This is a genomic window from Ruegeria sp. AU67 (assembly GCF_900312795.1).
GTDB classification, from domain to species: Bacteria; Pseudomonadota; Alphaproteobacteria; order Rhodobacterales; family Rhodobacteraceae; genus Ruegeria; species Ruegeria atlantica.
Map to the genome: position 1 here is coordinate 83,266 of NZ_OMPH01000018.1, position 17,724 is coordinate 100,989.

General features: G+C 56.3%; 20 protein-coding genes. 1 reads left to right on the top strand and 19 read right to left on the bottom strand.

The window, feature by feature from the left end; translation table 11 throughout:
• Nucleotides 1-21 precede the first annotated feature (21 nt).
• Nucleotides 22-738 (bottom strand): response regulator transcription factor CtrA, encoded by a 717-nt coding sequence (gene ctrA, locus DK510_RS07370; protein WP_109311543.1) that lies wholly within the window; start codon nucleotides 736-738, stop codon nucleotides 22-24.
• An 82-nt stretch (nucleotides 739-820) separates the two neighbouring features.
• On the bottom strand, nucleotides 821-1,114 hold the full coding sequence (locus DK510_RS07375) for a DUF1153 domain-containing protein (protein ID WP_109311544.1): 294 nt from the start codon (nucleotides 1,112-1,114) through the stop codon (nucleotides 821-823).
• Nucleotides 1,115-1,243: 129 nt separating this feature from the next.
• Here DK510_RS07375 and mnmA point away from each other — a divergent pair, with 129 nt between their 5' ends.
• Nucleotides 1,244-2,389: a tRNA 2-thiouridine(34) synthase MnmA gene (gene mnmA / locus DK510_RS07380; protein ID WP_109311545.1), complete on the top strand. Its 1,146-nt coding sequence runs from the start codon at nucleotides 1,244-1,246 to the stop codon at nucleotides 2,387-2,389.
• A 10-nt stretch (nucleotides 2,390-2,399) separates the two neighbouring features.
• Here mnmA and DK510_RS07385 read toward each other — a convergent pair whose 3' ends face one another.
• The 17 genes from DK510_RS07385 to DK510_RS07460 form a co-directional block, all read right to left on the bottom strand.
• The gene (locus DK510_RS07385) at nucleotides 2,400-2,975 is read right to left on the bottom strand and encodes a hypothetical protein (protein WP_109311546.1); all 576 of its coding nucleotides are present in this window, start codon (nucleotides 2,973-2,975) and stop codon (nucleotides 2,400-2,402) included.
• Complete coding sequence (lpxB, locus tag DK510_RS07390; RefSeq protein WP_109311547.1) at nucleotides 2,968-4,134, bottom strand: lipid-A-disaccharide synthase; 1,167 nt, start codon at nucleotides 4,132-4,134, stop codon at nucleotides 2,968-2,970. The genes DK510_RS07385 and lpxB overlap by 8 nt, the downstream gene beginning before the upstream one ends.
• Nucleotides 4,134-4,928 (bottom strand): LpxI family protein, encoded by a 795-nt coding sequence (locus DK510_RS07395; RefSeq protein WP_109311548.1) that lies wholly within the window; start codon nucleotides 4,926-4,928, stop codon nucleotides 4,134-4,136. The genes lpxB and DK510_RS07395 overlap by 1 nt, the downstream gene beginning before the upstream one ends.
• 3 nt (nucleotides 4,929-4,931) lie before the next feature.
• A complete protein-coding gene (gene lpxA, locus DK510_RS07400) occupies nucleotides 4,932-5,717 on the bottom strand; it encodes an acyl-ACP--UDP-N-acetylglucosamine O-acyltransferase (protein WP_058277897.1) in 786 nt (261 codons plus the stop codon).
• Nucleotides 5,714-6,187, bottom strand: coding sequence for a 3-hydroxyacyl-ACP dehydratase FabZ (gene fabZ / locus DK510_RS07405; protein WP_109311549.1), 474 nt, complete (start codon nucleotides 6,185-6,187; stop codon nucleotides 5,714-5,716). The genes lpxA and fabZ overlap by 4 nt, the downstream gene beginning before the upstream one ends.
• A gap of 72 nt (nucleotides 6,188-6,259) precedes the next feature.
• Nucleotides 6,260-6,772, bottom strand: a complete 513-nt coding sequence (locus tag DK510_RS07410) for an OmpH family outer membrane protein (RefSeq protein ID WP_234998967.1) — start codon at nucleotides 6,770-6,772, stop codon at nucleotides 6,260-6,262.
• A gap of 79 nt (nucleotides 6,773-6,851) precedes the next feature.
• A complete protein-coding gene (gene bamA, locus DK510_RS07415) occupies nucleotides 6,852-9,212 on the bottom strand; it encodes an outer membrane protein assembly factor BamA (protein WP_109311551.1) in 2,361 nt (786 codons plus the stop codon).
• 123 nt (nucleotides 9,213-9,335) lie between these two features.
• Nucleotides 9,336-9,464 (bottom strand): hypothetical protein, encoded by a 129-nt coding sequence (locus tag DK510_RS23490; RefSeq protein ID WP_255414865.1) that lies wholly within the window; start codon nucleotides 9,462-9,464, stop codon nucleotides 9,336-9,338.
• A 90-nt stretch (nucleotides 9,465-9,554) separates the two neighbouring features.
• Nucleotides 9,555-10,907 (bottom strand): RIP metalloprotease RseP, encoded by a 1,353-nt coding sequence (rseP, locus tag DK510_RS07420; protein ID WP_109311667.1) that lies wholly within the window; start codon nucleotides 10,905-10,907, stop codon nucleotides 9,555-9,557.
• A gap of 4 nt (nucleotides 10,908-10,911) precedes the next feature.
• Nucleotides 10,912-12,084, bottom strand: a complete 1,173-nt coding sequence (gene dxr, locus DK510_RS07425; RefSeq protein ID WP_109311552.1) for a 1-deoxy-D-xylulose-5-phosphate reductoisomerase — start codon at nucleotides 12,082-12,084, stop codon at nucleotides 10,912-10,914.
• Nucleotides 12,084-12,866 carry a phosphatidate cytidylyltransferase gene (locus DK510_RS07430; RefSeq protein WP_109311553.1) on the bottom strand — a complete coding sequence of 261 codons (783 nt, stop codon included), beginning with the start codon at nucleotides 12,864-12,866 and terminating at the stop codon, nucleotides 12,084-12,086. The genes dxr and DK510_RS07430 overlap by 1 nt, the downstream gene beginning before the upstream one ends.
• A complete protein-coding gene (locus DK510_RS07435; protein WP_109311554.1) occupies nucleotides 12,863-13,594 on the bottom strand; it encodes an isoprenyl transferase in 732 nt (243 codons plus the stop codon). The genes DK510_RS07430 and DK510_RS07435 overlap by 4 nt, the downstream gene beginning before the upstream one ends.
• Before the next feature lie 9 nt (nucleotides 13,595-13,603).
• Nucleotides 13,604-14,167: a ribosome recycling factor gene (gene frr, locus DK510_RS07440; RefSeq protein ID WP_058271567.1), complete on the bottom strand. Its 564-nt coding sequence runs from the start codon at nucleotides 14,165-14,167 to the stop codon at nucleotides 13,604-13,606.
• A 185-nt stretch (nucleotides 14,168-14,352) separates the two neighbouring features.
• Entirely contained in the window at nucleotides 14,353-15,348 is a 996-nt protein-coding gene (gene acuI, locus DK510_RS07445) for an acryloyl-CoA reductase (RefSeq protein WP_109311555.1), read from the bottom strand.
• A gap of 58 nt (nucleotides 15,349-15,406) precedes the next feature.
• A complete protein-coding gene (locus DK510_RS07450; protein ID WP_109311556.1) occupies nucleotides 15,407-16,510 on the bottom strand; it encodes a dimethylsulfoniopropionate demethylase in 1,104 nt (367 codons plus the stop codon).
• Complete coding sequence (locus DK510_RS07455; protein ID WP_109311557.1) at nucleotides 16,511-17,017, bottom strand: DinB family protein; 507 nt, start codon at nucleotides 17,015-17,017, stop codon at nucleotides 16,511-16,513.
• The gene (locus DK510_RS07460) at nucleotides 17,017-17,721 is read right to left on the bottom strand and encodes a DUF1326 domain-containing protein (RefSeq protein WP_058271563.1); all 705 of its coding nucleotides are present in this window, start codon (nucleotides 17,719-17,721) and stop codon (nucleotides 17,017-17,019) included. Before DK510_RS07460 ends, DK510_RS07455 begins: the two co-directional genes overlap by 1 nt.
• Nucleotides 17,722-17,724 lie beyond the last annotated feature (3 nt).

Here is a 17,724-nt window from a genome sequence, read left to right on the forward strand (position 1 = left end):
GCGACCAGATTTCATTTTAGGTCAGGCTCCAACAGCGATCCGACGTTCGTCCAAGCTGTTGCTTTGCGGATCGCGCAACACGTAGCCCCTACCCCAGACGGTTTCGATATAGTTTTCGCCGCCGGTCGCATTGCTGAGCTTCTTGCGCAGTTTGCAGATGAAAACGTCAATAATTTTCAACTCGGGCTCGTCCATACCGCCATAAAGATGGTTCAGGAAAATCTCTTTGGTCAGCGTTGTGCCCTTCCGCAGGCTGAGCAGTTCGAGCATCTGGTATTCCTTGCCAGTAAGATGAACAGCCTTGCCTTCAACCTCAACGGTTTTGGCATCCAGGTTCACCGCGACCCGACCTGTATGAATGATGGATTGGGAATGCCCCTTGGACCGACGGATGATTGCGTGGATGCGGGCAACCAGCTCCTCTCGGTGGAAGGGTTTGGTCATGTAATCGTCTGCGCCAAAACCAAAGCCCTTGATTTTGCTTTCGGTGTCATCAGCGCCCGATAGGATCAGGATGGGTGTTTCAACCCGCGCAATGCGCAGCTGCCGCAATACTTCGTGACCGTTCATGTCCGGCAGGTTCAGGTCCAGAAGGATCAGGTCATAGTCGTACAGTTTGGCAAGATCGATGCCTTCCTCGCCCAGATCCGTCGCATAGACGTTGAGGTTGGCGTGCGTCAGCATCAGCTCAATGCTTTTCGACGTGGTTGGATCATCCTCGACAAGAAGTATACGCATCTACTGCTCCAATTTGGGTCAATTTAACAATTCAAATTGAGACTGCTCAAAAATGGTTAACCTTACGTTATCGTTGAATCATTTATTCACTTTCATCTTTAGGTTGTCGATATTTTTTTAATGCCGTCACTTTCAGAGCATCCGCGCCGTGTTCAGCGACCGCAGAAACCCAAGAATTGAACTCTTCATCGCTTAGCCCATAGCGTTTTTTGGCGTCCGATAACGAAATCAGCCCGTATAGAACGCCGCGCACCACAATGACCTTGCGCGAAGCGACCCATCTGGTCGTCCCTGCAGGTGGCAGATCGTTTCGCGATAAAACCGTTCCATCCGGCAGGGTTACGGACCTTGGCCCTTCGACTTTGTGCAAATACATCTCTTGACCCTTTTTCAGCTGCGACAAAGCTGACAACAGCCTACTTAATGTCGCGTGAAACCGCCCCTTGAGAGTGTGTAGAATTTTCCTATATTCTGCCGGTCTTTCTTAACCCGCACTGGAATCGTCATGGCCCTCGATACCGAGACACCACTGAACTCGCTTGGTTTTGCCAAACCCCCGTCAGAGACGCGGGTGGTTGTTGCCATGTCTGGCGGCGTCGACAGTTCAGTTGTTGCCGCTTATCTGGCTGATCAGGGCTATGACGTGGTTGGCGTGACGCTGCAGTTGTATGACCACGGCGCGGCCTTGGCCAAGAAAGGCGCCTGTTGCGCGGGGATTGATATCCATGACGCGCGGCGTGTGGCCGAGGAGCGCGGCTTTCCGCATTACGTTCTGGATTACGAGAACATCTTCAAAGATGCTGTGATCGACGAATTCGCCGACAGCTATCTGGCCGGAGCGACTCCGGTCCCATGTATCCGGTGCAACGAGCGCGTGAAGTTCAAGGACCTCCTGGAAACCGCCAAGGACCTTGAAGCCGACTGCATGGCCACCGGTCACTATATCCAGCGCAAGATGGGCGCGAACGGGCCCGAACTGCACAGCGCCGAGGACGCGAACCGGGATCAATCCTATTTCCTGTTTTCCACCACGCCCGAGCAGTTGGACTTTCTGCGATTTCCTCTGGGCCACTTGCCATCGAAGGACGCGACCCGAGAGATGGCCGCGCAATACGGGCTGTCGGTGGCGGACAAGCCCGACAGTCAGGACATCTGCTTTGTGCCCGATGGCAACTATGCCAGCGTGATCGAAAAGTTGCGCCCCGGTGCGGCGGAACCGGGTGAGATCGTTCATTCCGACGGTCGGGTGTTGGCGCAGCATAATGGCGTCATCCACTACACCATTGGTCAACGCCGCGGTCTGGGTATCGGCGGGCTGAGCGAGCCTTTGTATGTGGTGAAGCTGGACGTAGACAAAAAGCAGGTTGTCGTTGGCCCGAAAGAGCTGCTGGCGACCCGGACCGTTCCGGTGCGCGAGATCAACTGGCTGGGGGATGAACCTTTTACTTCGCGCGACGAATGGCGTCTGTCGGTCAAGGTGCGGTCGACCCGCCCGCCGCGTGAGGCGATTATCCGACCTCTGTCTGAAACGACTGCCGAAGTCGAATTGCTGACACCTGAGGAAGGTATTTCGCCCGGTCAGGCCTGTGTGTTCTATTCCAATGAAAGCAGCCGCATATACGGCGGCGGCTGGATCTGGCGCGGTTACTGAGGCGTCCGGATCACAAGACGTCGGTTGGGCTGTTCACCAGAATATACAGTCCGACTGTCACCATGATGTAAGGCGCAATCCTGTCAAGGCGGGCAAATCGCGGACCTAAAACCTGAGCGCGTGGTGCGCCCCAACTTGCAATCCCGATCAACGTCGCCAGTGCGCACCCGGCCCCGATCAAGGCCGTCAACCGAAACGCTGGCGTCGAATCCGCGAACAGCGGAGTCATAGCCGCAAGCGTGTCAATCGATAGCGTCAAAAACAGCGCGACGACTGAGGTGATAGCCCCAGTATCGGGCAGTTGACGCCCGCCCGAGCCTTTCCGTTGTTGCCAGATGCCATATAGGCCCAGAGACAAAGGGATAATCCCAAGATAACCGACCCAATTCAGAAACCGGCTGTGATCCAGCCCGCTGGCAATCACAAGCGACAGGCTCAGAATGATCATTTGCGCCGCGGCAAAGCCAAAGACGGCACGGCGCGTTTCCATCACCATGATCAGGCCAAACAGGATGACCAGATTGTCCAGGTTAGTTGATATGGTCACGATCGCAGCGGAAAATGCGAACAGGATGTGTTCAATCATGGCGATTGGGCAGCCTGTTCAAAACCGCTCGGGCGGCGCGCAGACCCGGCGCTTCACCACCCCGGCCCAGACGATCCATGGTCACGTCCATAGCGCTGCGCTGCGCATCCGGACTGGTGGCCACGTCCGACAATGCCGTGGCAACCTTATTCGGTTCGCAATCATCCAGCAGGCATTCGGGAACCGCGCGTGTTTCAGACACCAAATTGACAAGGGTCGCCGTGTCCAGATTCACCATGCGCTTTGCGATCAGAGTCGTCAGCCAGTTCAGATTGTAGGCTATCACCATTGGCGTGGCCTGTGCCGCCAGTTCCAATGAAACTGTCCCAGACGCCGCCAACGCAAGGTCGGCCGCAGCAAAAGCCGCCCTTTTCTGCGCCTGAGCCTGGTCCGAGGGCAAGTCCCGCGGATCAACTACGACTGGCGACCCTGGCCAGTCCTGAACATGCACAGTTACCGCATCAACCATATGGGCCACGGCTGGTACGACCACGCGCGTGTCGGGGCGCTGTTTCAGAAACTCGATTAACGCCTGACCAAAGACCGGAGCCAGACGATCCACCTCACCCCGCCGCGAACCGGGCAAGGCCAGAACAATGGGCGCTTGGCCTAGGCCGTATGCCTCGCGAAAAGCCTGAATGTCTTGTTCGGTCGCCACTGTTTCGCTGACCACCGGGTGCCCGACAAAGTCACATTCCATCCCCGCACGCTGCATATAGGGCGGCTCGAACGGCAACAGGGCCAGCACATGATCGATGACCTTGGCCATCTTGTCCGCACGCCCGGGACGCCAAGCCCAGACACTGGGGGCAACATAATGAACTGTGCGAATAGTACTTTGCGCTTTGACCAGCTTGGCAACCCGCAATGAGAAATCGGGACTGTCGATGGTGATCAGAACGTCTGGATTGCTATCCAGAACAGCCTGCGCTGTCTCAGAAATCCGACGTTTGAGGTGAAAAAACTTGGGGAGAACCTCGACCAGTCCCATAACCGACAATTCGGACATGGGAAAAAGGCTGTCCAACCCTTGTGCCTGCATCAGCGAGCCGCCAACACCCTGAAATTCAACTCCGGGTAGCAGCGCGCGCAGGCCTTCCATCAAAGCCCCGCCAAGCCGGTCCCCCGAAGGTTCACCGGCGACGACGAAAACCCGCATCAGTTCGTCCGCTCGCGGACATACAAAAACAGGCCCAGCCGATCACATTCCGCAATCACGCGGTCTTTCTCAAGCACAAGGACGCTGCCCTTTTCGATTACAATTCCCGACAGCCCCGCCGCAACTGCGCCAGACACAGTATCAGGCCCGATCGCAGGCAGATCTGCACGAACGTCCTGATCTGGTTTCGGGGCTTTGAACAGAATGCCGCCGCCCGCATCGGGGCGCTGAGACAGAGACTGCAACATCCATGCCGTGCCGAAGATACCTTCAATCGCCAGCGCCTGCCGTTTTGAAACCACGCAGGCCTGCCCGACATCCGCAGCACCCATCGCCCGGACGATACCCGATGCACGGTCCGCATCCGTCAGATCGGCCTCAGACGGTTGCGCCTGCGTCAGACACCCGAGTTTTGGAAGAAGGTTCGGCGCGATTTCGTGGGCTGCCTTAACCTCCAGACCTGCATCCTCAAAAATGCCGATGACCGCGCGCAGCGCCGCATCATCGCCGGACATGATAGCTTGTTGCAGGATTGGGACCAAAGGCATTGTTGCCGCGTCGATCTTTGCGGGATCAATGGGCGGTCGCCCCACCGCACCTGCCATACAGATTTGGGTCACACCCCGCGCCTTGATGTTGGCGATAAAGCTTCCAACCTGCTCCAATGGAAACTCGACATCCGGGGTCAGAGTGTCAGGACGGAACCCCTCCATCGCGCAGACCACCGGGCGGTCTGTCAGTTGCGCGACAACTTCACCCGGCAAAACGCCTGTTCCAGCAATCAGCGCCAGCATTGTTTATTTCCCCGGTGTAAGGAAAGACCGATCCGAATGTCCGGTCACGAAATCGACGATCCGCTGAACGTATTCACTTTCGTTATCCGTGCCGACGCGGTGCGCGCGCTCCATGAACGTACCATCGCCAGTCGACAATTCGCGGAAGGCCGCCCGCAAAGCGGCAATATCCTCACGTGAGACACCGCGCCGTTTGAGGCCGACGAGATTTAGACCATCAAGTTCGCCACGCGGCGCCTGAACCAGGCCATATGGGATCACGTCATTTGGAACCATGGTCAACGCGCCGATGATCGCGCCACGCCCGACGCGGACCCACTGGTGCAATCCAGAGATACCACCGACAATCACGTCATCCTCAATGATGCAATGACCCGCTGCGCCGGCATGGTTCACCATGATCACCCGATTGCCAATCTGGACATCGTGGGCCACATGCACGCCCGCCATCAGAAGACAATCATCCCCAATCCGTGTAACGCCGCCGCCGCCGTCGGTCCCGGTATTCACCGTGACATGTTCGCGAATCCGATTGCGTTTGCCGATCTCAAGACGCGTATTCTCACCACCGAACTTCAAATCCTGCGGGATCTCTCCAATGACCGAGAAGTTGAAGATCACGGTCTCTTCACCAACCGAGGTATCGCCGGTCACCACAACATGCGATTTCAGCTCGACCCGATCCGCAAGCTTGACCTGAGGACCCACATAGCAAAACGGACCTACGACGCAGCCTTCACCAATCTGCGCGCCTTCTTCGATGATTGCGCTTGGATGGATGCCGCTCATGTGGTCTTTTCCATGTCCCAATCGACATAGGCCGAAAACTCAGCCTCGGCCGCGACCTCTCCTTCGACCGTGGCGCGACCAGCAAATTTGAAGATCTTGCCACCCTTTTTACCGCGAACCGTTTCGACATGCATCTCAAGCACATCGCCCGGGATCACTTTGCGACGGAATTTGCATTTGTCGATGTTCATGAAATAGATCAGCAGTTCGCTGTCGATCACATCCATGCCCACGCCCAGCATGACACCCGCGGTCTGTGCCATCGCCTCGACAATGGTCACGCCCGGCATGATCGGGGTTCCCGGAAAATGCCCTTGGAAATGCGGCTCGTTCATTGTGACGTTCTTGATACCAACTGCCGATTGAAAGCCCGAGATATAGACGACCTTGTCGACCAGCAGAAACGGATAGCGGTGAGGCAATATGCGCTGGATCAGCTGAATGTCTGCGCTTTTGGTTTCCTTGGTCATAGTGCAGTCGTCCCGTTCTGGATTTCTCTTTGACGCGTGGTTAGCAACACCGCGCCTGAAGGGCAAGCAAACCTATTCTTTGCTTTCTTCTTCAAGTTGGCTGCCATCGCCAATCTGTTCATTGATCCGCGCAATCGCCGTGTCCGTCACATCGGTTCGGTCCGCGCTGAGAAAAACATTGGATCGTTCGATAACGACCGACGCCCCGGACTCGCGCAACAACTCGATCAGGATCGGTTGCACAAGAACCAGAAAAGTCTGCCGCGCTTCTTCGCTTTGGCGCGCAAGGGCGTCCAGTTTGGCGCGCTGACTTTCGCGATGTGTCTGAACCTTGTTGTCGAACGCCTCGGCCAGCGGGCGAAACTCTTCAGTTGGCAGTTCTGCGCGCTTTTCGGTCAGGACTTTTTCTTCCTTGCTGAGCTCAGCGACAATTCGTTCATTCTCATCGGCCAGCAATGCACCTTCGGTTTCGATCTCGCGCAGGACGCGCCGACCGAATTGCGACTCGGAAAACAAACGGTCGCTGGACAGGGTCAGTACATTCGCCTGAGGAACGCCTAATTGCTGCGCCTGAGCAGTCGACATGCAGGCCAGCGCAAGAAAAACGCACAGGGCCCGAATTGGGCCCTGCACTTCATTACATATTCGGTTCAACATCTGGCGATCAGAACCGTGCCTGAACAGTCAGGTCAAAGTTCTGTTCCTTGTCGAAGTCTTCCTTCTTCAAAGCTTTGGAGAAGTTGAACCGCAGAGGCCCAAAAGGCGTTTCCCACAGAACTGACACACCGATCACATGGCGGACAGACCCGTCCGCACCCACGATGTCGGCGCCAGCAGTGTTCACGTTGTTGATGTTGTAGACGTTACCAACATCGTAGAACACACCGCCGCGCAGACCCAGTTCTTCGGGCAGGCCAAGCGGGAAGTCTGATTCAAAGCGGGCAACCCAGTAATAGTTACCACCGATCGCATCGTCCTGACCGTTCGACAGGTCACGCGGACCCAGACCCGCAGGTTCAAAGCCACGGAACGTGTTCGGACCAATCAAGAAGCGGTCGATTACACGGCTGAAGTCGTCGCCCTGCCAATGCAGTGCACCTACTTCCATCGATGCCCGCAGAACAACTTCCTCGTTCAGGACACGTGTCTGCGCGATGCCGCGCGCTGTGGTTTTGTAGAACTCGTTGTCGCCGCCAAGACCGGCCGCATCAACGCCTACCTCAAACAAAACGCCCGCGTTCGGGTTCAGACCACCGCGTCGGCTATCATAGAGGTAAGATACGCCCAGTGTGCTGGATGTCCGCTTACCCTGCTCGATTTCCGAAGCGATAACAGCACCGTTCACTTCATCATCTTGCTGTGTCATCTCGCTGCGGTTCCAACCATAGCGGAGACGGAGCGAAGACAACTCACTGATTGCATAGCTCAGCTGCGGCTCGAAGAAGACGCGCTTGGTATCGTAGCTTGCAAAGCTCGAATTCGTCGATGCAAGGCCAAGACCGAGATCGAACTGCAACCGGCGACCCAGCAAATATGGTTCGGTAAAGTTAAGTATGTATTGCTCGGAATCCTGTGCCGTAGATAGCGTCACGCCAAGGTTTTGACCACGACCCAGGAAGTTGGATTCATTCAGGCCGATTGCAATGCCGAAACCGTCGGAAATTGAGTAACTACCACCAAGACTCAGCGAGCCGGTAGGCTGTTCCTCGACGTCCACATCCACGATAACCTGACTGGGGGTTGACCCTTCGCGCGGCTCAACGTCAGCCACGGCAAAAAAACCAAGGGCACGGATACGTTCAGCACTCTGGCGGATTTCGCGCGGGTTGAACGGATCACCTTCGACCGTATCGAACTGGCGGCGGATCACGCGGTCCAGTGTCGTTGTGTTGCCTTCGATGTCTATACGTTCAACAAAGATCCGCGGACCCCTGGTCAGAACAAACTGAACGTCCAGCGTCAGATCACGAGGGTTACGCGTGACCCGCGGTTCGACCCGCAGAAAATCAACTCCCTGTTTCAAACCCAACCGTTCCTGGCGAGCGATCGAACTTTCGATCAGAGACGGGGAATAGGTCACGCCCGGACGGATTTTCAACGCTGCTTGATATGCGGCGGGATCCACTCCCGGAATTTCACTGACGGTCGAAATCTTGCCGAACGAGAACTTCTGCCCCTCGGTGATATTCATCACCAGGAAGAATGCGTCACGTTCGCGGGTGAATTCGACATTTGCGCTGTTCACGCGGAAATCCACGTATCCGCGTGACAGATAGAAGTCTCGGATGACCTGTTTATCGAATTCGATCCGGTCCGCGATAAACGTATCGCCGCGCAGGAATGTACGCAGAATGTTGGCCTGCTTTGTCTCCAGTATCCGGCGCAAGCGGCGGTCTGAGTATGCCCGGTTACCAACAAAGCTGACACGCTCAACCTCGATCGTGGTGCCCTCGGCAATTTCAAAGACAAGATCGACGCGGTTGTCGCTGCGGCGAATGATGCGCGGGATAACAGTCGCGGAAACGCGGCCCTGCGCGGAATAGATTTCAGCAATCTGATCTGCGTCGGCTTCAGCAAGCTGTGGTGTGAAAACCCGGCGGGGCTGAGAATTGATGGCATCAAGCAGAACATCGTCTTTCACGCGACGATTGCCTTCGATGCTGATCTGGTTGATCGTCGGATACTCTTCGACCTCAATCACCAGAGTGCTTCCACGCGGCGTCAGCTCAACTGTCTCAAAAACACCACTGTCAAGCAAACGCTGAAACGCATCGTTCAACTGTCCGGCGGTCACTGTCTGGCCGGGCTGAATTCCAGTCCGGGCAATAATTGTCGAACTTTCGATCCGCCTGTTACCCTCAACATCGAACGAATTGATAGTGTAGCTTTGCGCGCGCGCAACCTCCGGCAAGAATATAAAGCTAGCTACAAACACAAAAGAAAAAATACGTAGCGTCTGCCACAAAATCTTGTTTGCTGGCTTTTGCCCCCCGCAGGATGTGCCTGCGCCTCGCCTATCAGTCATTTTTTTCTACCCGAATTTTAAGACTTTATTGTTGAGTAGCGAGATTAGGTTTCCTTGTCAAAAGACGAAAACACAAAGCGGCCCGATGGGCCGCGGCTAATCGTGTTTAATTTTCGGTAAGAATCACATGTTGACCAAGAAGGTCCAGCCGCCGATGGCGAGTGCAGTCGCGCCGAAAAACAGCAAAAAGTCCCAGTTCAACATGAACAGAAAGCTAAAGCTTTGATATGATTTTCGAAGTGCCTTGGTCATTTTTGCATCTGCCACATAGAATTGAGACGCGACAAAACTATCTGCAGATTGAGGCGTAATTGCGGCTTTTGTTGGCGCGCAAGGCCACAATCAGCAAAACAGATCGTTGGACAGGGCGAAGATCATCAAGCCGAGTATCAAGGATACCCCTACTCCCATCAATATCTTTAGCGCGCCATCGCTCGGCGGTTTGCCTGTAACAGCTTCATAGGCATAAAACACCAGATGCCCGCCGTCCAAGGCCGGGATCGGAAACAGATTCAGCAAACCGACGGCTGTAGACAGCACGGCAATAAAGAAGATGAAGCTTTGCGCACCCTGGCTGGCCATCGCCCCCGAAGTTTCGGCAATACCAATCGGGCCGGTCATGTTGCAGGTGCTGATGGCACCGGTAATCATGTGCCAGATACCTGACAGTGAGCCGTCTATGACACGCAGGGTTTGACGTGCGCCGCCCGAAATGGATTCGAGAACACCAGCCGACTCAGTCGCAGGTTCCAGCATCATGCCACCAACAATACCAATGCGCCAATGCGTGACAAAGCCGCCTTCTGACTGCGGTTCGTCCGTGCGGCGGGGGGCAAGGGCGAACTCAAGATCGGCCCCATCGCGCCAGACATTCAACAGCAGAACTTTCCCGTCGGACCCTTCGACATACTCTTTCAGCTGATCGAAAGCAAAGATTGGGTCTCCGTTGACCGACGTAATGACATCACCACGCTGAAGGTCGATATCCATGGCCGCACTGCGGGGGCTAACTTGCTGGATCAGCGGCGGAAACAGCCAGGGGCCGGTCACATCCATGGTCTGATCATCGCGGATGACCGTATAATCCAGAACCGGTTCCACCGGCAGTGCGTCAACAAAGTCTGTCCATGCGCCCTCCCCGTCGAAATCGGGCACCGCGACGCCGCCAATCGCGACGATTTCGTCACCGTCCTGCAATTGCTGAACAGTGCCGGGCAAAGGGTGCAAGGTCCCAACGGTCAGTGGGTCTTTGGTCACGCCCTGGGTCAGGAAAATCAGACCAAACACCAAGATGGACATGATGAAATTGAAAACCGGACCTGCGGCAACCGTGGCCGACCGTGCCCAAAGAGGTGCTCCATGCATTGTGCGACGCAGATCCTCTGGGCTTTGCTCGGTAATTTCCTCCATCGCGGTTTCGTCTTTGCCCGACGCCGCGTTCGCGTCGCCCAGGAATTTGACATACCCACCAAAAGGCAGCGCGGCGATCTGCCACCGCGTGCCGCGCTTGTCGATGCGGCTCCAAAGAACCGGACCAAACCCGACCGAGAACACCTCGGCATGAATACCGGACCAGCGTCCAATGATGTAGTGGCCGTACTCGTGCACCGCGACAATCACCGAAAGTGCGATGACAAAGGCAATGATCGTATACAGCAAATTGCCGAACTGAGGGATCAGAGAAAGTACGTCCAAAAGTTTATCCTGCTCGTTGGATGACGATGTCATCGACCCACATACGTGCCAAATGGTCCGTTTGCAGCACGTTATCAAGGGTTAAAGAGGCATCAATAAGGTCGCCTGCGGCCTCGAACCGGTCTAGAACGGTCTCGACTATGTCGGCCATCTGAAGGAAACCGATTTCACGCGCAATGAATCGATCCAACGCCCGTTCTTTGGCGGCGTTGAACACAGCACCTGACAGGCCACCGCGTTCCATCACGACGCGTGCCAAGCGCAGCGCGGGATACCGCGCCTCATCAGGTTCACTGAACCTAAGCTGCCCAAGTTTTCCAAGATCCAACCGTTCGACCGGCAAACCCTTCCGGTCGGGCCAGTGGAGAGCGTACCCGATGGCATGGCGCATATCCGGGGCGCCCATATGGGCCATGACAGCGCCGTCCTGGAATCCGACCAGGGCGTGAACAATGGATTCCGGGTGCACCAACACTTCGATCTGATCCGGGGATACACCGAAGAATTCTTTGGTTTCAATCAGCTCCAGTGCTTTGTTGAACATCGACGCGCTGTCGATCGTGATCCGCTGCCCCATATCCCAGTTCGGGTGGCTCGAGGCTTGCTCAACTGTCGCATGTGCCAGTTTGCTCAACGGCCAATCGCGGAACGCGCCGCCACTTGCTGTGATGATGATACGCTCGACTGCGGCCATATCCTCGCCGACAAGCGCCTGAAATACGGCTGAGTGTTCGCTATCGACCGGCAAAAGCCGCGCGTTGTTTGCTTTGGCCGTTTCAAGTACCAACGCACCGGCACAGACCAACGTTTCCTTATTGGCCAAAGCCAGCGTGCTGCCCTGCCTAAGGACTTCAAGGCCCGGCTCCAGACCTGCGGCGCCCACGATGGCCGACATAACCCAATCGGCGGGCCGTGCCGCAGCTTCGGTCAGCGCTTTTTGACCAGCGGCCACTTCGACACCCGAACCTGCAAGGGCCGCGTGCAGATCACCCAGATGGTCTTCATAGGCCGTAATTGCCACATCGGCGTTCAAACGCCGGGCATCTTCCGCCAGCTTTTCGATATTCGCCCCGCCCGACAGAGCGACGACGTCATAGGACGCGGGGTCGCGATCAATCAGATCAATCGTGTTTTGCCCAATTGATCCGGTCGCGCCGAAGATTGAGATTTTGCGCATCACATCGCTCCGGGGGAATAGAGAATCCCGGCTATCAAAACGAACAGAGCCGCGCCCATCATGCCGTCAAAGCGATCCAGAAACCCGCCATGACCTGGTATAAGGTTCGAGCTGTCCTTGACCGCAAACTTGCGCTTTGTTGCGCTTTCGACAATGTCCCCGGCCTGACTGGCCATCGACGCAAGCACCGAAATTACCACAAACATGACGCCAAAGCCGGCATGCACAGCAAAGATCATGCCAACCACGGCAGAAGCAGCCCACCCGCCTGCGGTGCCCGACCATGTCTTCTTTGGGCTGACTTTAGGCCAGAACTTAGGGCCGCCAAAGGTTTTGCCAACAAAGTATCCCGCAACATCCGTTGCCACGACCACCGAGATCAGCCAGACCATCCAGCCGAACCCCATGTTTTCGCGGATTGAGATGAAGCCCAGACCCGACGCAGCGATCCAGAGAGCGAAAAGCGCGTAGATCCCCTTGGAACGACTGATTTGCCCTGCCCCGACCAAGGCCGGTGCAAGCAGGAATGGCAGCGTATAAAGCGGCGGAAGATGATAGCTGAGCACGACCGCAACACCGGTGAGAATGCCCAACTGGATCGCGACATCATTGCGGTCGGGATCGATCATCCGCACCAGTTCCCAGGTCATCAATCCGCAGGCCATTGCGATAAAGGCTTCGAACCACAGCCCGCCCAGCCACACTTCGACCGAACCGATGCACACAAGCACCGCAGCAGACAGAACACGGGCGGTTAAGTCAGACCATCGGCCCTCGCTCATGCCGGAACCGCTCCGAACCGCCGGTCACGGCTTCCAAAATTTCGGCACAGCCGTTCAAGTTCGGCCGAGGTGAAGTCGGGCCAAAGCGTGTCGATAAATTCGTATTCCGAATAGGCGGATTGCCACAAAAGAAAGTTGGATATACGGGCTTCGCCACTGGTTCGGATCACCAGATCCGGATCTGGAAGAACGTGCGTATCCAAATACTTGGGTAGAGTTTCCTCATCCACGTCCTCAGGGCGCAGATGGCCTTCGGCCACGTCACGCGCCAGCCGTTTGGTCGCCCGGGCAACCTCATCCCGCCCGCCGTAATTCAACGCAATGGTCAAGTGCACCAGATCGTTGTGCTGGGTTGCAACCTCCAAAGTGTCCATCAATTCCGTCAGCTTGGAATCCAGACGAACCCGATCGCCGATAAAGCGTACGCGCACACCGGCTTTGGTTAGGTTGCGCGCTTCTTTGATGATGTACCGTCGGAACAGGCTCATCAAACCGGCGACTTCCACCTGGGTCCGTTTCCAGTTCTCGGTCGAGAAGGCAAAGACGGTCAGATACTTGATGCCCAATTCCGGACAGGCCTCAACCACTTCTCGTACCCGCCGGGCACCGGCCTGATGCCCAAACAGCCTGGGCCGGTTGCGCGCCTGTGCCCAACGCCCGTTCCCATCCATGATGATGGCTACGTGGCGTGGCCCGATAGCGGGTGAGGGTTGAGTTGTGTCAGGCATGATGCGGGCTCAGACCTGCATGATCTCGGCCTGCTTGGTTTCAAGCGCGGCGTCTACGTTCTTGATCATCTGGTCGGTCAGGTCCTGGACTTCACTTTCCCAGAACTTCTGATCGTCTTCTGACATGCCGTCAGCCTTGGCTTTCTTGATCTGATCCATGCCATCGCGACGGACGTTACGGATTGAAACACGGGCGTGCTCGGCATATTGCCCGGCAACCTTGCCCAACTCGCGGCGGCGTTCTTCGTTCAATTCAGGGATCGGCAGCATGATGATGGTGCCGTTCAGCTGGGGGTTGATACCCAGACCACTTTCACGAATGGCCTTTTCAACTTTTCCAACCAGTCCCTTGTCCCAAACATTCACCGTCACCATACGCGGTTCGGGGACGTTCACGGTACCGACCTGATTGATCGGGGTCATCGACCCATAGGCATCAACCATAACTGGTTCCAGCATCGACGCCGACGCACGGCCTGTTCGTAGTGAAGCGAATTCGGTTCTAAGGTTGCCCATGGCGCCATCCATACGGCGCTTCAGATCATCGGTGTCTAGTTCAAAATCGTCAGACATGCTGCTCACTCCCCGTCTTCAGGTGATGTTTGCATGGCTCATAGTCCATCGCAATTGGGATGTATAGCAATGATGATCTGGAATTGAGCCAATGACCAGATATGTTTCTGGCATTTTCGGGTTCTTTCAATGGCAACTGAACCGGCCAACATTGATGTCAGCCGGCTCAATCATGTGCATAGGAATCAGGCGTTTACATCGACAACAACACGGCCTTTGACCTGCCCTTTCAGAATATCCGCCCCCAATTGAGGCAGATCGCTCAGCGTCGCGGGATGAACCATTGCCTCAAGCTTGTCCATCGGCAGGTCGGTTGCGACGCGTTGCCATGCGCGAACGCGGTTGTCATAGGGCTGCATCACACTATCGATGCCCAGCAGGTTGACACCGCGCAACAGGAACGGAATGACGCTTGCGGGCAGCCCTGCCCCTCCGGCCAGACCAACGGCTGCGACTGAGGCACCGTATTTCATCTGACCCAACACACGGGCCAACATCTCGCCCCCCACCGCATCAATACACCCTGCCCAGGACTCGCTTTCCAGCGGGCGTTTCACGGTTTCATTGAGATCTTCGCGCGGGACAATCGTGCTGGCACCCAGTGATTTCAGATAGTCACCCGCCTCTGGCCGGCCTGTCACGGCAGCAACCTCATAGCCCAAATTGGCCAGAATGGCGGTCGCAACCGAACCAACACCGCCAGCGGCCCCGGTAACTAGCACTGGACCATGACCCGGCTGCATGCCTTGATCCTCAAGTGCCATAACCGCCAACATCGCTGTGAAACCGGCCGTGCCCACTGCCATGGCCTGACGTGTGTCCAGACCTTCGGGCAAGGGAACTAGCCAATCCGCCAAGGCGTTGGCTTTTTGGGAATATCCGCCCCAATGCGCTTCACCCACGCGCCAGCCGGTCAGAACGACCTTGTCGCCGGGTTTGTAGCGATCGTCCGAGGACGCCTCGACCGTGCCGCTGTAATCAACGCCGGGCACGTGCGGATAGCTGCGCACCAGCCCGCCGCCCTTCGGCGACATACAAAGGCCGTCCTTGTAGTTCACGGTTGAATACTCAACATCGATTGTCACTTCGCCATGGGGCAGATCCCCAACGGAAAGCTGTTTGACCGAAGCGCTTGCCAGTCCGCTGTCTTCGTCCTTATCCATTACCAACGCATTGAACATTTCAACTTTCCTTTCTTTTCAACCAGTCACCAGCCTTTGCTGAACTGATAATTCCCATTCATATCCAGAATTTGTCTCGCACGGTTGCTCCACGCATTCCGTCCGGTGTTTCAATTTCGATCCGTGTGCCGGGTTCCCAATGGCTCAGCTTGACCATACCGATTGACACATTGGTGTCGAAATCCGGGGACCAAGCGGCCGACGTGATCTGGCCAATCCGCCTGCCTGCAGCCACTACCGGCCAAGGGCGGTCGCATGGCGGCACGGCGTCTCCTTCGATTGCGATCGGACGGATTTGTTGCACCGGGCCCTCTTTGGCCACGCGCAGCAGAGCGTCTCGGCCAATACACCCGATCGCCGTATGGGTGTTGCAGAATTTGCCCAATCCGCATTCATGCGGCGTGTTGTCGTCGGTCATGTCGTTGCCGTATGACAGTAACCCGCCCTCGATCCGTTCGATTAGATTGGGACAGCCCGCGCGGACGTGCAGGTCTTCACCCGCCGCGAAAAGGGCGTTCCACAAGGGCATACCGATGTCCGAACCCTCGACATAGATTTCGAAACCACCTTGTTTGGAATAACCAGACCGTGCGATTGCGAGTTCACGTCCCTCGAATTCGAACTTGTCGAACTTAAAAAAGCGAATGTCACGCACCCGGTCGCCAAAAACACGGGCCAGCAGGTCATCCGCCTTCGGCCCCTGTATCGCCAGCGGAGACACATCGGGTTCGTCGACCAGCACATCCAGACGGTATCCGTTGGCAATGCCCTTGACCCAAAGCAGCAAGTCACTGTCGGCAATCGAAATCCACCACCGATCTTCCGAGAGCTTCACCGCCACAGGATCATTCAGCATTCCGCCTGTTTCATCGACAATGGGAACGTAAAAGCACTGACCGGGCAACATCCTCCGCAGGTCCCGCGGCGTTAGCATTTGCATCAGCCGCGCGGCGTCCGGCCCACGCAGTTCGACCTGCCTTTCGCAGGAAACATCCCAAACCTGCACATGGGTTTTCAGATGCCGGTAGTCCGCTTCGACGGATTCAAAAACAGTGGGCAATAACATACGGTTATAAACCGTATATCCTTTAACCCCAGCAGCTTCGACACCATCAGAAAAAGGTGTTCGGCGTAGGCGACGCGAGAGTGAGATCTGAGCCACTTAAGCCTCCTCAGGCAGAAAAACCAGATCGCTCACCGGTGCAGCAGAACCTGTTTCGGTCAGCATTTGATGCAGCTGGCCCCGGTGATGTGTTTGGTGGTTGAAGAAATGAATGACGCATTGCGCATACGGCTTCGTGACATCGGCTTCTTTGGCGGCCGAGAACCATGTGAACGGGCCGCGCAGGTCCTCGTCATTCAAGGACGCGGCCCATTGGGTTGTCCGCTGGTCTATCTGATCGCGCAGCGGCAACCATTCTGCCAGATCGATGCACAGTGACGGGCTTTCCGGGATGCCGCCGCCGGGACTCTGCCCTTTGTCAAACCGCGACATCCATATCCAGTCCCCCCAAAGCAAATGATTTGCCGTGCCCAGGATCGAACCAAAAAACGCTCCGCGCTCGCGGGTCAGTTCCTCATTCGAAAGTGCGGCAAGAAACCCCTTCAACTGGCTGTTTTGCCAGTGATTATATCGGGCCATTTCTTGCGCATAGGCGGCGGTGATCATTACTTTGGCCCGTGCCAATCGATTGGGCAGATTTCGGCAGATTTTCCGCCAAAATCCCAGACACGGCCGTAGTCGCGCACCTTGGACTTGGTGCCGCGGGCCACGATGATGTCCGGACCCATCCAATATTTCGAGTTTGACACCATGACAGGGTGTTCCGGGTCTTTGCCGCCCAGCATCTCAATTTCACCCTGAATTTTGCGGCCGATCGCGATGCGACGCTTGGTTCCGTCGCGCTCGATCTGAACCGGCGCGCGCTCGGCCCCGATAATCTCGCTGACCAGCATGGTAAACAAACCGGTGGTCCCGCCTGCCTGACCGCTAAAGATTTGCAACAGCCCGTTGTAGGCCTTGCCGCTGGCACGCTCATCGACATAAGCGGCCACTTTCCACTGTCCTTCACCCATTCGGCCCGGAATATCGACCAGCAGCCCGACATTCAGACCGGACAGGTCTTCGCCTTCATAGTGGCCCTCATCAACGATAATTCCCATCCACGCGTGGCAATGCCCCTCGGTCGGAGGATGCGCGCCCAATGATACCACGCAGGGGCAGAACACATCGCACGAGCAGTTCAGGATCAATTCGCCTTTGATCGCCCAATCTGTCGGGCTCATCTCACGCCGCTTGGGATTGGGCATACGACTGTCAATGCGCTGACTGATCGGCAACTTGTCGGCCTCGGGTTTTCTGTTCTTAGCCATAGG

Bases quoted from the DNA above. Each gene is read 5' to 3' on its own strand.
- fabZ (WP_109311549.1), bottom strand. From the start codon at position 6,187: ATGACCAAGGAAACCAAAAGCGCAGACATTCAGCTGATCCAGCGCATA.
- DK510_RS07410 (WP_234998967.1), bottom strand. From the start codon at position 6,772: ATGTCGACTGCTCAGGCGCAGCAATTAGGCGTTCCTCAGGCGAATGTA.
- ctrA (WP_109311543.1), bottom strand. From the start codon at position 738: ATGCGTATACTTCTTGTCGAGGATGATCCAACCACGTCGAAAAGCATT.
- DK510_RS07435 (WP_109311554.1), bottom strand. From the start codon at position 13,594: ATGCCTGACACAACTCAACCCTCACCCGCTATCGGGCCACGCCACGTA.
- mnmA (WP_109311545.1), top strand. From the start codon at position 1,244: ATGGCCCTCGATACCGAGACACCACTGAACTCGCTTGGTTTTGCCAAA.
- DK510_RS07455 (WP_109311557.1), bottom strand. From the start codon at position 17,017: ATGATCACCGCCGCCTATGCGCAAGAAATGGCCCGATATAATCACTGG.
- dxr (WP_109311552.1), bottom strand. From the start codon at position 12,084: ATGCGCAAAATCTCAATCTTCGGCGCGACCGGATCAATTGGGCAAAAC.
- DK510_RS07375 (WP_109311544.1), bottom strand. From the start codon at position 1,114: ATGTATTTGCACAAAGTCGAAGGGCCAAGGTCCGTAACCCTGCCGGAT.
- DK510_RS07385 (WP_109311546.1), bottom strand. From the start codon at position 2,975: ATGATTGAACACATCCTGTTCGCATTTTCCGCTGCGATCGTGACCATA.
- DK510_RS07460 (WP_058271563.1), bottom strand. From the start codon at position 17,721: ATGGCTAAGAACAGAAAACCCGAGGCCGACAAGTTGCCGATCAGTCAG.
- DK510_RS07430 (WP_109311553.1), bottom strand. From the start codon at position 12,866: ATGAGCGAGGGCCGATGGTCTGACTTAACCGCCCGTGTTCTGTCTGCT.
- frr (WP_058271567.1), bottom strand. From the start codon at position 14,167: ATGTCTGACGATTTTGAACTAGACACCGATGATCTGAAGCGCCGTATG.
- bamA (WP_109311551.1), bottom strand. From the start codon at position 9,212: ATGACTGATAGGCGAGGCGCAGGCACATCCTGCGGGGGGCAAAAGCCA.
- lpxA (WP_058277897.1), bottom strand. From the start codon at position 5,717: ATGAGCGGCATCCATCCAAGCGCAATCATCGAAGAAGGCGCGCAGATT.
- lpxB (WP_109311547.1), bottom strand. From the start codon at position 4,134: ATGCGGGTTTTCGTCGTCGCCGGTGAACCTTCGGGGGACCGGCTTGGC.
- DK510_RS23490 (WP_255414865.1), bottom strand. From the start codon at position 9,464: ATGACCAAGGCACTTCGAAAATCATATCAAAGCTTTAGCTTTCTGTTC.
- DK510_RS07395 (WP_109311548.1), bottom strand. From the start codon at position 4,928: ATGCTGGCGCTGATTGCTGGAACAGGCGTTTTGCCGGGTGAAGTTGTC.
- acuI (WP_109311555.1), bottom strand. From the start codon at position 15,348: ATGTTCAATGCGTTGGTAATGGATAAGGACGAAGACAGCGGACTGGCA.